This is a genomic window from Bradyrhizobium sp. SZCCHNPS1003 (assembly GCF_032381555.1).
Classification (GTDB): Bacteria; Pseudomonadota; Alphaproteobacteria; order Rhizobiales; family Xanthobacteraceae; genus Bradyrhizobium.
Map to the genome: position 1 here is coordinate 89,592 of NZ_JAUHIU010000023.1, position 14,027 is coordinate 103,618.

Genomic DNA, 14,027 nt, shown 5'->3' on the forward strand with positions numbered 1-14,027 from the left:
ATCGATAACAAGGGAGGAAGTCACATGCGTCGTCTCATGCTCGCCGTCACTGCGGCTGTCGCAATCTGCGGCTCGGCCGCCGCCGAGCCCGTGCGCATCAGCGTCGGCTCGTACAATCTGAACAACCTGCCGTTTCCGGTCGCGGTGGGCCTTGGCCTGTTCCAGAAGGAGGGGCTCGACGTCACCGTGGAGAATTTCGCCTCCGGCGGCTCCAAGACGCTGCAGGCGCTGGTCGCCGGATCGACCGATGTCGCCGTCGGCTTCTACGACCACACCATCCAGATGCAGTCGCAGAACAAGTCGGTCGTCGGCTTCGTGCTGCTGTCGCGCAATTCCGGTCTGGTGCTGGCCGGTGGCAAGGCTGCGACGTTCGACCCGGCCAGGCCGGAGACCATCAAGGGCGCCAAGATCGGCATCACCGCCCCCGGCTCATCCTCGGACTTCTTCGTCCGCTATTATCTCAAGCAGAACAAGATTCCCGCCGAGAGCGTGTATCTGATCGGCGTCGGATCAGGGGCCGCTGCCGTGGCCGCGCTGGAGCAGGGCAAGATCGATCTGCTGGTGAACTACGATCCGGCCGCGACCTATGTCGAGCAGAAGGGGATCGGCAAGATTCTGATCGATGCGCGAAGCGACGAGGGCGCCAAGCAGGTCTATGGCGGCATCTATCCGACCTCCGTGCTCTACGCGACACAGCAGTACATCGCCAAGAACCCGGGCACGGTCCAGAAGATCACCAACGCCATGGTCAAGGCGCTGCGCTGGATCGCCACGCACAGCGCCGAGGAGATCGTCGCGGTGCTGCCGAACGATTTCATCTCCGGCGAGAAGCAGACCTATACGAAAGCGGTCGAGAAGGCCAAGGCGATCTTCTCCAGGGATGGTCAGTTCGACGAGACCGACGTGCAGACGCCGCTGCTCGTCCTCAAGAGCTTCAACGACAAGGTGGATGCGACGTCGATCGACCTCGCCAAGACCTACACCAACGCCTTCGCCGTGAAGGCGCAGAGCGTCTCGAACTGATCGGGAGGGAAACAATGGCACTCGCCGTCGTCAAGGACCTGGACCCGATGGTCCAGTGCCGCAGCGCCAGGAACATGGTGGAGATCAATCAGGTCACCATGTCCTTCGGCAACTACACCGCCGTCAGGGACGTGAACCTCACGGTCGCCGATGGCGAGTTTCTCGCCATTGCCGGTCCGACCGGCTGCGGCAAGAGCACCATCCTCAACGCGATCGCGGGCCTCTTGAAGCCGAGCGCCGGCAGCATCGCCATCGATGGCCAGCCGGTGCGCGGTGTCCAGGGCAACATCGGCTATCTGTTCCAGCAGGATGCCTTGCTGCCGTGGAAGACCGCGATCGAGAATGTCGAGCTCGGCCCGCTGTTCCGCGGCGTGTCGGCCCGTGAGCGCCATGAGCGCGCAATGGCCTGGCTCGTCAAGGTCGGGCTGAAGGGCTTCGAGCACCGCTATCCGCACCAGCTCTCCGGCGGCCAGCGCAAGCGCGTGCAGATGGCTCAGGCGCTCATCCATGGGCCGAAGGTCATCCTGATGGACGAGCCGTTCTCGGCGCTCGACATCCACACCCGCCATCTGATGCAGAACGAGCTGCTGCGGCTGTGGCAGGAGGAGAAGCGCGCGGTGGTCATGATCACCCACGATCTCGAGGAGGCCATCGCGCTGGGGGATCGCGTCGTCGTTCTGGCCTCGGGACCGGCCTCGCGGGTCATCGACAGTTTCCCGGTCGACCTGGAGCGGCCGCGCGACGTGGCCGAGATCAAGCTCGATCCGCGCTTCACCGATCTCTATCGCAACATCTGGGCCTCGCTGCGCGGGGAAGTGGAGAAGAGCTATGCCCGCCATGACTGAACGCCTCATCCAGCTCGCGTTGCTGATCGTCATCGTCGGCGGCTGGCAGGCCGGCGTCACCTATGGCGTCATCGATCCGTTCTTCTTCCCGGCGCCGCTGGCGGTGCTCAAGCAGGTGTTTGCCTGGCTGTCGGCGCAGAGCTTCTACGCGCATGTCTCGACGACGCTGACCGAGACGATCCTCGGCTACATCATCGGCACCGGACTCGGCGTCACCGCCGGCGTCTGGCTCGGCCTCAACCATTCCGCGGCGCGCATCCTCGATCCCTTCATCAAGGCGCTCAACGCCGTGCCGCGCGTGGTGCTGGCGCCGATCTTCGTGCTATGGCTCGGCCTTGGCCTGTGGTCGAAGGTGGCGCTTGCGGTGACCCTGGTGTTCTTCGTCACCTTCTTCAACGCGCTGCAGGGCGTGCGCGAGGTCAACCCGGTGGTGCTGGCGAATGCCCGCATCCTCGGCGCCCGGCGCTCGGAGCTGCTGCGTCACGTCTACTTCCCGGCGGCTGCGAGCTGGATCCTGTCGTCGCTGCGCACCTCGGTCGGCTTTGCGGTGGTCGGCGCCATCATCGGCGAATATCTCGGCTCGTCCGCCGGGCTCGGCCATCTGATCGCGCAGGCCGAAGGCAATTTCGATGCGGTCGGCGTGTTCGCCGGCATCTTCATCCTGGCGATCTTCGTGCTGTGCATCGACGCGCTGCTCGACCTCGTGGAGAGCCGCCTGATCAAATGGCGCCCCAACGTCGCCGAGCGTCCGGCCTGATCCGGATACGACAGAGCGCCGGTCCTGACGGGCCGGCGCTCTGGCATCGATCACCAGGCTTCAGGCCGGCACGAGCTCGGTCAGCGAGCGGATGATGCGGTCGGGCTTGACATCGGTGCCTTCCGGCAGGCCGTCGCCATGGACGTCGATCCAGATCGAATAGATGCCGAGCCGCTGTGGCGCCACGATCTCCCATTCGAGATTGTCGCCGATCATCCAGGTGTCTTCGGGGCCGACGCCGAGCCGCTCCATCGCGTGCCAATAGGCGCGCTCCTCGGGTTTGCCGAAGCCGTGCTCGCCCTCGATCTGGATGTGGTCGAAGCGGTGCGCCAGCGCGAAGCGCTCGATCTTGGCGCGCTGCTGGCCGGCCTCGCCGTTGGTCACGAGCGCCAGCCGGACGCCGCGCGCCTTGAATGCGTCGATCGCCTCATGCGCGCCGGGAAAGATGAACATCTGCTCGTCGCGATAGGCGGTGAAGCGGTCGGCGATGCGGATCGCAAGCTCGATCGGCAGCGCCGGGCCTGCGGCGATCAACGCCGCGAAGCCGCCCTTGACCACCTCCTGGCGGGCCTGGATCAGCTTCATCCGCCATTCGGCGCCGGCGACCGACCAGAAGCTGCGCGCCGAGGAGAGGATCGCGGCCGCCACCTCCTGCGAGGTATGCGGCGCCAGCTCGTCGGCAAATTCGGTGGCGACGATGTTCCACGCGATCTCGGGCCGGCCATAGGCCGACAGGATGGTGTCGTCCATGTCGATCAGCATGGCGCGGGGCAGGGGAGCGGTCATCTCCTGGGTACGCGGCGGCGGGGCTGAAGGTTTCAGGGCCATTTCACTTCGGGCGGCATCGAGGACAGGATCGAGTCGACATTGCCGCCGGTTTTCAGCCCAAATGTGGTGCCACGGTCATAAAGCAGGTTGAATTCGACATAGCGGCCGCGCCGGATCAACTGCTCCTCGCGGTCCGCGTCGGTCCAAGGCGCGCCGAAATTACGGCGGACCAACTCCGGATAGACCTTCAGGAAGGCGCGGCCAACATCCTGGGTGAAGGCGAGATCGGCCTCCCAGTCGCCGGAATCGTGATGGTCGTAGAAGATGCCGCCGATGCCGCGCGGCTCCTTGCGATGGGGCAGATAGAAGTACTCGTCGCACCAGCGCTTGTACTTGTCGTACGACGCGACCGCCGCATGCGCATCGCAGGCGCTCTTCATCGCGGCGTGGAAGGCGAGCGTATCCGGGTCTTCCTGAGTGCGGCGGCGGTCGAGCACCGGCGTCAGGTCGGCGCCGCCGCCGAACCAGGCCTTCGTGGTCACGACGAAGCGGGTGTTCATGTGCACCGCCGGCACGTGCGGCGACCACAGATGCGCGATCAGCGAGATGCCCGAGGCCCAGAACCGCGGATCCTCGGCGGCGCCCGGGATCTGGCTGCGGAATTCGGGCGCGAACTCGCCATGCACGGTGGAGCAGTGCACGCCGACTTTCTCGAACAGCCGGCCGTGCATCATGCTCATGACGCCGCCGCCGCCCGGGCCGCCGGCATGATCGGTGCGCTCCCACGGCGTGCGCACGAAGCGGCTGGCCTGACGTGGATAGAGGGCGGCCGGCGCCTCGTCCTCGAGCCGCTCGAACGCCGCGCAGATCTGGTCGCGCAGGCTCTCGAACCAGGCGCGGGCGCGGGCCTTGCGATCCTCGATGGCGGCAGTGGTCATGGCAGTTTTCCCCGGGGCGCGTTTCTTTCACCCTCCCCTGGAGGGGAGGGTGGGACCGCTCATGTCGCTACACCTGGCTACTACCATAAGCGATCAGCCCTGCGGGCCAAAATAGGTGCAGGTCTCGCGGCAGCTGTCGCGGTGGACGCTGACCTTGGTGACATGGCCGATGGAGCGGACGCGCTCATAGATGAAGCGCGACAGGTTCTCGAGCGTCGGCAGCCCGATCGCCTCGATCTTGTTCAGGAACTTGTGGTCGAGCATGGCCTGGATCTCGCTCAAGCGCTGCGTCAGCACGCCGAAATCCACCACCATGCCGGTCTCGGGATTGGTCGCATCGCCGCGCACCGTCACCTCGGCGCGGAAGGAATGGCCGTGGATTTCCTGGCTGGCTTCGCCGAGCGTCGTAATCGGCAGCGTATGCGCGGCCTCGAAGGTGAACGACTTGGTCAATTCCCACATCGTGTCAGTCACAATCCCTATCTGATGCCGATCATCTTGTGCGTCTGCAGGCTGAGCCGCCATTGCGGATGATGCTGGCAGTATTGAATCGCGCGCGCCGTGTTCGCGGCCGCGTCGGGCCCGTCCATCGGCTGCAGCGAGAAACGCTCGAAGGCGAGGCCTTCGAACCGCTCCGGCCCGGCGCCGTCCTGCGGATAGACCAGCTTCAGCTCATGGCCCTGCCGCAGCTTCAGCTCGGTGCCCGCTTTCGGGCTGACGCAGATCCAGTCGATGCCGTCGGGCGGAATGAGCGTGCCGTTGGTCTCGATCCCGACCGCGAAGCCGCGGGCGTGGAGCGCCGTGATCAGGTCGGCATCGACCTGCAGCAGCGGCTCGCCGCCGGTGAGGATCGTATAGCGGTCGGCGGCACCGCCTGTCCATTGCCCGGCAATCGCCTCGGCGAGATCGGCGCTGTCATAGCGGCCCCCGAGCGTGCCGTCGGTGCCGACGAAATCGGTGTCACAGAACCGGCACGTCGCGGTTGCGCGGTCGGCCTCGCGTCCGCTCCACAGGTTGCAGCCGGCGAAGCGGCAGAACACCGCGGCGCGGCCCGCCTGGGCGCCTTCGCCCTGCAGGGTCATGAAGATTTCCTTCACCGCGTAGCTCACCCTTCGGCTCCTTGCGCAGATTGCATTTGGACAAATTGTCCGGTTTGGCGCAGCGCCTCGCCGGCGGCCATCGCCGCCGCCATCGCCACGTTCAGCGAGCGCAGCCCGGGCTGCAGCGGAATCCGCAGCCGCGCATCGGCGACCTCCGCCACGGCCTCCGGCACGCCGGCGCTCTCGCGCCCGAGCAGCAGGATGTCGTCCGCGCCGTAGCTGAAGTCGAGATAGCAGATCGCGGCCTTGGTCGTCAGCAGCAGCAGGCGATGGCCCGCCGCCGCCCGCCAGGCCTCGAACGCGTGCCATGAGTCGTGGCGCCGCCAATTCAACTGGTCCAGATAGTCCATGCCGGCGCGGCGGAACTGCCGGTCCGACACCGGAAAGCCGGCCGGCTCGATGATGTGGGCCGCGAGCCCGAGGCAGGCGCACAGCCGCAGGATCGTTCCGGTGTTCTGCGGAATGTCGGGTTGATAGAGCGCGATCTGCATGCGAATTGGTCTTAAGACTGAGGCGGAAAGTCCGCTTCCTGCGCGGGAATTGGTGCATGGCGTGCTGCAGGGCCGATAGCGGGCTTGCGCTCGTATCGCAAGGGTGCCAATAGAACGATTCTGGACGGCTTGTTCCCCAGGGGCGGTGGAGCGAGCCGTTTTCTGCCGCCGCGGGGGACGCGGGCGCCGGCAGGATCTCCCGGTCACGTGATCTCCAACGCCGAGATCCAAGACGTCGAGCGGGGCGGTTCCACCGGCTGCAACGAAGAAAGGGTTGGAATCGTGACAGCGTCTACTGCGGATCATCCGACACGCCGGGATTTTCTTTTCGTCGCCACGGGCGCGACCGCAGCGGTCGGTGGTGTGGCCGCCCTGTGGCCCTTCATCTCCCAGATGAATCCCGATGCCTCGACCATCGCGGCCGGCGCGCCGATCGAGGTCGACCTCTCTCCGGTCGCCGAAGGTCAGGACATCAAGGTGTTCTGGCGCGGCAAGCCGATCTACATCTCCCACCGCACCAAGAAGCAGGTCGAGGAGGTCCGTAAGGTTCCCGTGTCGAGCCTGATCGATCCGGCGACCGACCAGTCCCGCACCAAGGACGGCCACGAGCAGTGGCTGGTCGTGATCGGCATCTGCACCCATCTCGGCTGCATCCCGATCGCCCATGAAGGCAACTACGACGGCTTCTTCTGCCCGTGCCACGGCTCCCAGTACGATGCTTCCGGCCGCGTGCGCCAGGGGCCGGCGCCGCTCAACCTTCCCGTCCCGCCCTATCAGTTCGTTTCCGACACCAAGATCCAGATCGGCTGAGCGGACGTTCGTCTTCAGCTCACGCTCGATCGTGCAAGATAATTTCTTCAGGAACGCATCATGAGTGGACCTTCTGACTACCAGCCGAGCCACCCCGCCTTGAAGTGGCTCGAGCAAAGACTTCCGATCATCGGCCTGGTCCACTCGTCCTTCGTTGCCTATCCGACGCCGCGGAACCTGAACTATTGGTGGACGTTCGGCGCCATCCTCTCGATGATGCTGGGTGTCCAGATCGTCACCGGCGTCATCCTGGCGATGCACTACACGCCGCATGCCGACCTGGCCTTCAAGTCGGTCGAACTGATCGTGCGCGACGTGAACTACGGCTGGCTGCTGCGCAACATGCATGCCTGCGGCGCGTCGATGTTCTTCCTCGCCGTCTACATCCACATGTTCCGCGGTCTCTATTACGGGTCATACAAGGCGCCGCGCGAGGTGCTCTGGATCCTCGGGGTCATCATCTATCTCTTGATGATGGCGACGGGCTTCATGGGCTACGTGCTGCCGTGGGGCCAGATGAGCTTCTGGGGCGCCACCGTCATCACCAATTTGTTCTCGGCCGTGCCGTATTTCGGCGAGAGCATCGTGACCCTGCTGTGGGGCGGCTATTCGGTCGGCAACCCGACCCTGAACCGCTTCTTCGCGCTTCACTACCTGCTGCCGTTCCTGATCGCCGGCGTGGTCGTGCTGCACGTCTGGGCGCTGCACGTCGCCGGCCAGAACAACCCGGCCGGCGTCGAGCCGAAGACCGAGAAGGACATGGTGCCGTTCACGCCCTACGCCACCATCAAGGACTTCTTCGGCGCCACCTGCTTCCTGATCTTCTATTCCTGGTTCATCTTCTACATGCCGAACTATCTCGGCGAGGCCGACAACTACATCCCGGCCAACCCGGCGGTGACGCCGGCGCACATCGTGCCCGAATGGTACTACCTGCCGTTCTACGCCATCCTGCGCTCGATCCCGAACAAGCTCGCCGGCGTCGTGGCGATGTTCGCGGCGATCATCGTGCTGGTGTTCCTGCCCTGGCTCGACTCGGCCAAGACCCGCTCCAACAAGTACCGTCCGCTCGGCAAGCAGTTCTTCTGGATCTTCGTCGTCGTCTGCATCGGCCTTGGCTATCTCGGCGCGCAGCCGCCGGAGGGCGTCTATGTCGTGCTCGGCCGCATCCTGACGGTGCTGTATTTCGCCTACTTCCTGATCGTGCTGCCGCTGCTCGCGCGCATCGAGCGGCCGCGCCCGCTGCCGAACTCGATCGCTGACGACGTGCTGGCCAAGTCCGGCCGCAAGGCGGCGCCGATGGTCTCGACCGTGATCGCGCTGGCCGCCGCGGTGTCGCTGCTCGCCGGCAGCATGGGCGACGCCCGTGCCAGCGAAGGCCAGGAGAACCCGCCGTCGGCGAGCTGGTCGTTCGCCGGTCCGTTCGGTACCTTCGATCGCGGCGCCGTGCAGCGCGGCCTCAAGGTCTACAAGGAAGTCTGCTCGAACTGCCATTCGCTGCAATACGTGGCGTTCCGCAACCTCGCCGAGCCCGGTGGCCCCGGCTACTCGGCGGCGCAGGCCGCCGCCTTCGCGGCCGAGTACAAGATCAAGGACGGTCCCAACGACGCTGGCGACATGTTCGAGCGTCCGGGCCGGCCGGCCGACTACTTCCCGTCGCCGTTCCCGAACGAACAGGCCGCACGGGCCGCCAATGGCGGTGCGGCCCCGCCGGACCTGTCGCTGATGGCCAAGGCGCGCTCATACAAGCGCGGCTTCCCCTGGTTCCTGATCGACTTCTTCACCCAGTTCCAGGAGCAGGGCCCGAACTACATCAACGCGCTGCTGCAGGGCTATGAAGAAACCCCGCCGCACGGCGTCACCATCCCGGAGGGATCGTACTACAACAAGTACTTCCCCGGGCATGCGATCAAGATGCCGCCGCCGCTGTCCGACGGCCAGGTGACGTTCGACGACGGCTCGCCGGCCACCGTGAAGCAGTATGCCCACGACGTCGCGACCTTCCTGATGTGGACCGCCGAGCCGCACATGGAAGCGCGCAAGCGCCTCGGCTACCAGGTGTTCATCTTCCTGATCATCTTCGCCGGGCTGATGTACTTCACCAAGAAGCGGGTCTGGGCCGCCGCGCATTGAGCGGTGATCGGAAACCTCTGATGAAAACGAAAAGCCCCTCCGGGGGCTTTTTTGTTGTCCCTGTGTTAGTTGGGCTCGGGCCAGGGGAGGCCTTTTCCGCAGCGCAGCCGGGAAAACGGAGTTCGCCTATGCCGTCACTTCTCGCCTTCGCCGGCGCCGCCGTGCTGGAGATCGGCGGCTGCTTCGCGTTCTGGGCTTGGCTGCGGCTCGGGCAGTCGTCGCTATGGCTGTTGCCCGGCATGGCCGCGCTCGCCGGCTTCGCGACACTTCTCACCGTGGCCGACAGCCCGCTCGCTGGCCGCGCCTACGCCGCCTATGGCGGCATCTATATCACTGCGGCGCTGCTATGGGGCTGGCTGGTCGAGGGCCATCGTCCCGATCCGTGGGACGCCGCCGGCGCCCTGATCTGCCTCGCCGGCATGGCCGTGATCCTGTTCGCGCCGCGCGCGATGCCGGTTTAGCGCCCGCAGCCCGGATGAGCGCAGCGACATCCTGGATCGCAACAGTGCCGGCGAGGACCCCGGATGTCGCTGCGCTCATCCGGCTACGAATCCTCTCACGTTGAAGCGAACCCGATTGCTCCCGTCGCGCCGGACACGGATTTGCGGTAAACCGCGCTCCTGAGCATCCCAATCAGAAAATGCGGAGGAACACATGGGCACACTCATCAGCTTCAAGCGCCCCGACGGCCAGGAGGCCAAGGGCTATCTCGCCAAGGCCGCGCAGGCCGATGCGCCGGGCGTCGTCGTCATCCAGGAATGGTGGGGCCTGCAGGACCAGATCAAGGGGATGTGCGATCGTTTCGCGCTCGCCGGCTTCAACGCGTTGGCGCCCGATCTCTACAAGGGCACGGTGGTGCCCTATCACGACACGGATGCGGCGGGCCGGGAGATGAACTCGCTCGACTTCATGGACGCGACCACGCAGACCGTGCGCGGGGCCGCGCAATATCTGGCGCGCAACGGCGCCAAGGTCGGCCTCACCGGCTTCTGCCTCGGTGGCGCGGTGACGATTATCGGCGCGACCAAGATAGACGAGCTCGCCGCCGGCGTCGTGTTCTACGGCATTCCGCCGGAGCAGGCGGCGAAGCCGGCCGACGTCAGGATCCCGCTGCAGGCCCACTTTGCCAACAAGGATGATTGGTGCACGCCGGCGCTGGTGGACGGCTTCGAGAAGGCGATGAAGGCCGCCGGCAAGTCGCTCGAGCTCTATCGCTACGATGCCGAGCATGCCTTCGTGAACGAGCAGCGCATGACCGTGCACGATCGCAGAGCCGCCGAGCTCGCCTGGGGCCGCGCCACGGCGTTCTTCCACAAGCACCTCGGCTGAGCCGAGAGGGCCGGTGTGTCGGTCCTCAACCGTGCCGCGCGGACTCAAACCGCGCGGGCGGTCTTGGTCTCGGCCGACGGCTGTTCGGCCTCATCGAGAGCCGAAGCGTCGTTTGCAGGATCCAAGGGATCGGCGCTGGTCACCGCGTCGGCGGGGCGTCGCCGACGCTTCGTCCGCTTCGCCTGCGCTTCGAGGAAGCAATCGAGCAGCGTCGGCTGCTTCGGGAGCGCATGCGACACTGAAGGCTGTTTGCCGCGGGCCATGTTAACCAAGGTAATTCAATATGGTTAACCAATCATTGCCACACTATTGCAGCTAGACAACAGTGTTGCCCTCGCGCACAGCCAAGTTATGTAACTTTTTTGGGGTTGCGACAATCATTGGTCGATAAGTGAAGCATTCTGCACGCGCGCAACATGAGGTTGTGGAGGGGGCTCACAGCCGCCGGCTGCAGCTTTTCGCCGCTTGCCGCCGTACGCTTCCGCGAATCACCGGGATTTTGTGGGGATCTGAGCATTGATCATGTTCGCAGCGCGTCGCTTCGTTCGATGGTCGAATTCGCCGTGTCTCGCCGTCGGTTGCGTCGCCGAAACAATCTGAGGTAGCGTTCTCCGGTCTCTCTCTTCTGATGGAGAAAGCCGTGCGTGTGGCCTTTGCGCTGGCTGGGCTGGGCGGCTTGAACGCCCATGGCGCCGGCTTCCTCGACACCGCCCGCGCCTGGGGCGTCACGCCGGATCTCGTCACCGCGACGTCCGGCCAGATCCTGGTGCTGTCGGCGTGGCTTCAGGGTCTCGATCTGCGCAACGAGCTGATGTCCTCCGACCGCCTCAGAGATCCGGCGTCGCAGCTGCGCACAGTGCTGTTCGGCTATCCCGGCGTGTTTCGTCCCGCCTATGCCGAGGCGCTGGCGCGATTCGTCTCCTGGCCGGATTGGCGCGACGGCCCGTTCAACGCCCTCGCGGACCGGCTGTGGCCGGCGCAGCAATATGTCCCGGTGCGCAGCGAGGCTGACTTCGCGCACGCGGCGGAGACGCTCAATGCCACGCCGATCGGCGTTGTGTTCAACACCTATGATCCCGAGGCGGGCACGGGCTATCTCTATGGCAACGAGGCGGCGCGGGCGCTGCTGCCGGCGGAGAAGTCGGTTCCCAACGCCCATGCCGTCAAGGCGCGGCAATCGGCGGCCAAGCGCGATCTGCGCTACGCCTCCGAGGTGCTGGCCGAGCGCGCCATCCGCCCGATCACGCCAGAGGCGGTCAAGGCTGCGCTGTGGCTGTCGCTCTACGGCTTCACCAAGCTGCCGCAGGGACAGATGGACGGCGCCTATCACCGCGCCAGCATCATCTCCGAGCTGCACGGCTTCGACCGCATCTTCGCCGTCCGCCCGCTCGCCCAGGGGTGGCAGGGCCAGGCGCCCGCCAACTGGTTCGAGGTGCAGGACTGGACCACCGAGATGTGGTTCTCGGTCGGCTACAAGGCCGAGGTCGACGCGCTCAAGCGCATCAACGATCTGATCGCGGGCGGCGTGATCACCGATCCCAAATACAAGACCGTCGATCTGGTCGAGATCCAGCCGGAAACGCCGGCCGGCTATTTCAACTACTTCGTCGAGCGCGGCGAGGTGTATGAGAATGCCGTGGTGGCGACGGAGATGAAGTTCGCTGAGCTCGGGCTGGTGAAGCCGGGGACGTGACACGATCCGCATGAGTCGCGGCCGCTACCGCAACAGACGCCGGAGCGGCCGCGCAGGCTTGGCGACTGCCTTGGTGTCAGGCCGCGGTGATGGCCCCCGCAAGCGCTTCGTTGGTCATCGGCTTGCCGTCCAGATTCCAGGTGCCGTCGACGGCGTGGACGCCGTTGGACCAGATCCGGTCCCTGGCAAGGGCTCCGCCGGAGAGGTCATGCAGAATGTCGGTGGCTTCGCCGAAGAACGCCGTCTGGACCTCGTGGCTGGCGAGCGCGAACGATGGTGTCTTGGTCTCGATCCAGGCGCCATCGACCGGCTTGCCGCCGGCGAAGGTTTGGCCTTTCGGCAGGATGTTCAGATGGGCGGTGACGTTCGCCGTCATGATCCTGTTGCCCGCGAGACCATGGTGCTTCAGGAACGATTCCGTGATCCGCGCAACGGCGATCGGCGCCTTGTCGGCGGCGATGACGCCTTCGGTGAGTGTGAGACTGATCGGCATGACTTCTCCTATGCTCGCCCTGCGGCGGTTGTCCGGGGAACGACGGTCCATTATATCACGACCGTGATCCATCAATAGAATAACGGTCGTTATGAGTCAATCATGAAATAACGATCGCTATGGAAGGCGCCAGATGCGGTACCACGCCGAGCACAAGCAGGAAGCAAAGACGAAGTTGTTGGAGGCCGCGGGGCGCGGCTTTCGCCGGCTTGGCTATGGCGGGATCGGCGTCGACGGCCTCGCCAAGGAAGCCGGGGTCACGTCCGGCGCCTTCTACGGTCACTTCAAGTCGAAGGATGCTGCGTTCGAAGCCGCCGCGTTGGCCGGGCTGGACGAGCTCAGGACGGGGATCGCGAGTCTTCAGCAGCAGATGGGAGTGCGCTGGGCCGAGGCGTTCATCGCGTTCTACCTCGGCGAACGTCTCCATTGCATTCTGGACTCAAGCTGCGGACTGCAGAGCCTGACGCCGGACGTGACGCGCGCAAGCGAGGAAACGAAGGCCGCCTATGGCGCCGCGCTCGAAAAGGTCGCGCAGCAGATCGCAAAAGGGTTGCAGGGGAGCACCGATGAAGCTCGGCTGCAAAAGGCCTGGTCGCTGATGGCGATCCTCTCGGGAGGGGTGACGATGGCGCGCAGCGTCGGCTCACGCGAAGCCCGCGATGCCATCGCCTCCCACCTCAAGCAAGCCGCGCTGGCGCTTCTGTAGAGCAACTGCCGCGCGAGCACTCGGCTGCGCAAGCTGGGATCGACCTCCCGCCCCGACGACGCCGGGCTCGCCTCCCGCGAGGGGGAGGGAAGCGCACCGTCATCGTGGCGGCCTGTCGAAGCCAACAACGTTTCGATATTTGCTAACATGGCCCATCAGATGATCCTGGATCCCGCATGAGCACCGAGCCGATCACGTTCGTCGACAAGTCGTCCGGCGACGACGCATGCGTGCTGGTTCGCGTCGTCGGCAGCAGCGTTGGATTGTTGCTGTCGTTGAGGACGGACGGCGATATCGAGGTGTTCATGGAGGCCGCGGAGCTCGATCGTGTTATTGGTGCGCTTGAGCAGGCTCGCTCGGTGATTGGTGGTGAGCGCAGCACCTTGACTCCGCCGACCACGGATTAGTGGACGCAAATCGCCAAGAGGATCCGCGATGGCCGGCTCGCTCCTTCATGTCGTCTTCAACATGTCCGCCGTGGGCACGTTGCGCGCCGCGCTCCGGCAGGCTGGCCGCAACGAAGGTGTGCTTCATGACTCGGGCAATCGTGTCGCGAGAATGCAGACCCATGTTCAGTCGTCATCCTGTCTCGGATTGCGCTGTCGGCTCGCCGATGCAGGCGCGATGATTGACGCGAGTACGCTGCCCACCCTCCCCTGGAGGGGGAGGGGCGCTCGCACGCGAAGCGTGCGAGCGGGGTGGGGTGTGCCACCGGTGACCGTCCATGCGGAGAGATCACCCCACCCCGCCTCACGTTTCGCTTCGCCCTCCGTGAGACGACCCTCCCCCTCCAGGCTACGGGATTCCCGGTTTTATGCTTTGGGTTGCAAGTAGATAGCCTTCAAGCATTGCAGCGAGACGATTCCAGCCGTCTCGCATTGTCTTTGGCCCTGGTGGTTTACCGTAGCAATTCCAGCCGCCGAGGCGTGCCGCGATCCATG

17 protein-coding genes are annotated in these 14,027 nt (G+C 65.3%); 10 read left to right on the forward strand and 7 right to left on the reverse strand.

Annotation, left to right across the window (positions count from 1 at the left end; translation table 11 throughout):
* Positions 1 to 24 precede the first annotated feature (24 nt).
* From QX126_RS29750 to QX126_RS29760, 3 genes are read left to right on the forward strand one after another with little or no spacing between them, the layout of a single operon-like run.
* The gene (locus QX126_RS29750) at positions 25 to 1,023 is read left to right on the forward strand and encodes an ABC transporter substrate-binding protein (protein WP_315785705.1); all 999 of its coding nucleotides are present in this window, start codon (positions 25 to 27) and stop codon (positions 1,021 to 1,023) included.
* A gap of 14 nt (positions 1,024 to 1,037) precedes the next feature.
* Positions 1,038 to 1,868: an ABC transporter ATP-binding protein gene (locus QX126_RS29755; RefSeq protein ID WP_315785708.1), complete on the forward strand. Its 831-nt coding sequence runs from the start codon at positions 1,038 to 1,040 to the stop codon at positions 1,866 to 1,868.
* The gene (locus QX126_RS29760) at positions 1,852 to 2,625 is read left to right on the forward strand and encodes an ABC transporter permease (protein ID WP_315738348.1); all 774 of its coding nucleotides are present in this window, start codon (positions 1,852 to 1,854) and stop codon (positions 2,623 to 2,625) included. Before QX126_RS29755 ends, QX126_RS29760 begins: the two co-directional genes overlap by 17 nt.
* A gap of 60 nt (positions 2,626 to 2,685) precedes the next feature.
* On the opposite strand, the gene QX126_RS29765 is transcribed toward QX126_RS29760, so the two are convergent.
* The 5 genes from QX126_RS29765 to QX126_RS29785 form a co-directional block, all read right to left on the reverse strand.
* Positions 2,686 to 3,411, reverse strand: coding sequence for an HAD family hydrolase (locus QX126_RS29765; protein ID WP_315738714.1), 726 nt, complete (start codon positions 3,409 to 3,411; stop codon positions 2,686 to 2,688).
* Positions 3,412 to 3,443: 32 nt separating this feature from the next.
* Positions 3,444 to 4,331, reverse strand: a complete 888-nt coding sequence (gene hemF, locus QX126_RS29770) for an oxygen-dependent coproporphyrinogen oxidase (RefSeq protein ID WP_315738347.1) — start codon at positions 4,329 to 4,331, stop codon at positions 3,444 to 3,446.
* 93 nt (positions 4,332 to 4,424) lie between these two features.
* A complete protein-coding gene (locus QX126_RS29775; protein ID WP_315738713.1) occupies positions 4,425 to 4,793 on the reverse strand; it encodes a 6-carboxytetrahydropterin synthase in 369 nt (122 codons plus the stop codon).
* A gap of 17 nt (positions 4,794 to 4,810) precedes the next feature.
* Positions 4,811 to 5,440 (reverse strand): 7-carboxy-7-deazaguanine synthase, encoded by a 630-nt coding sequence (queE, locus tag QX126_RS29780; protein WP_315738346.1) that lies wholly within the window; start codon positions 5,438 to 5,440, stop codon positions 4,811 to 4,813.
* Positions 5,437 to 5,922, reverse strand: coding sequence for a tRNA (cytidine(34)-2'-O)-methyltransferase (locus QX126_RS29785; RefSeq protein WP_315738345.1), 486 nt, complete (start codon positions 5,920 to 5,922; stop codon positions 5,437 to 5,439). Before QX126_RS29785 ends, queE begins: the two co-directional genes overlap by 4 nt.
* Before the next feature lie 279 nt (positions 5,923 to 6,201).
* Here QX126_RS29785 and petA point away from each other — a divergent pair, with 279 nt between their 5' ends.
* The 4 genes from petA to QX126_RS29805 all read left to right on the forward strand — a co-directional run bounded on the left by petA (position 6,202) and on the right by QX126_RS29805 (position 10,194).
* The gene (gene petA, locus QX126_RS29790) at positions 6,202 to 6,732 is read left to right on the forward strand and encodes a ubiquinol-cytochrome c reductase iron-sulfur subunit (protein ID WP_315738712.1); all 531 of its coding nucleotides are present in this window, start codon (positions 6,202 to 6,204) and stop codon (positions 6,730 to 6,732) included.
* A gap of 60 nt (positions 6,733 to 6,792) precedes the next feature.
* Entirely contained in the window at positions 6,793 to 8,865 is a 2,073-nt protein-coding gene (locus tag QX126_RS29795; protein WP_315776147.1) for a cytochrome c1, read from the forward strand.
* A gap of 128 nt (positions 8,866 to 8,993) precedes the next feature.
* Positions 8,994 to 9,326, forward strand: a complete 333-nt coding sequence (locus QX126_RS29800; protein ID WP_315757032.1) for a YnfA family protein — start codon at positions 8,994 to 8,996, stop codon at positions 9,324 to 9,326.
* Between the two features lie 193 nt (positions 9,327 to 9,519).
* Positions 9,520 to 10,194, forward strand: a complete 675-nt coding sequence (locus QX126_RS29805) for a dienelactone hydrolase family protein (RefSeq protein WP_315785711.1) — start codon at positions 9,520 to 9,522, stop codon at positions 10,192 to 10,194.
* A gap of 44 nt (positions 10,195 to 10,238) precedes the next feature.
* Here QX126_RS29805 and QX126_RS29810 read toward each other — a convergent pair whose 3' ends face one another.
* The gene (locus QX126_RS29810; protein WP_315738343.1) at positions 10,239 to 10,457 is read right to left on the reverse strand and encodes a hypothetical protein; all 219 of its coding nucleotides are present in this window, start codon (positions 10,455 to 10,457) and stop codon (positions 10,239 to 10,241) included.
* Positions 10,458 to 10,834: 377 nt separating this feature from the next.
* Here QX126_RS29810 and QX126_RS29815 point away from each other — a divergent pair, with 377 nt between their 5' ends.
* Entirely contained in the window at positions 10,835 to 11,887 is a 1,053-nt protein-coding gene (locus QX126_RS29815) for a hypothetical protein (RefSeq protein ID WP_315785714.1), read from the forward strand.
* Positions 11,888 to 11,963: 76 nt separating this feature from the next.
* On the opposite strand, the gene QX126_RS29820 is transcribed toward QX126_RS29815, so the two are convergent.
* Entirely contained in the window at positions 11,964 to 12,380 is a 417-nt protein-coding gene (locus QX126_RS29820) for a 4-oxalocrotonate tautomerase (protein ID WP_315785717.1), read from the reverse strand.
* 133 nt (positions 12,381 to 12,513) lie between these two features.
* Between QX126_RS29820 and QX126_RS29825 the strand changes: the two genes are divergently transcribed.
* Both QX126_RS29825 and QX126_RS29830 read left to right on the forward strand, forming a co-directional pair.
* Positions 12,514 to 13,086: a TetR/AcrR family transcriptional regulator gene (locus QX126_RS29825; protein ID WP_315785720.1), complete on the forward strand. Its 573-nt coding sequence runs from the start codon at positions 12,514 to 12,516 to the stop codon at positions 13,084 to 13,086.
* Positions 13,087 to 13,262: 176 nt separating this feature from the next.
* Complete coding sequence (locus tag QX126_RS29830; protein WP_315757037.1) at positions 13,263 to 13,493, forward strand: hypothetical protein; 231 nt, start codon at positions 13,263 to 13,265, stop codon at positions 13,491 to 13,493.
* Positions 13,494 to 14,027: the final 534 nt, after the last annotated feature.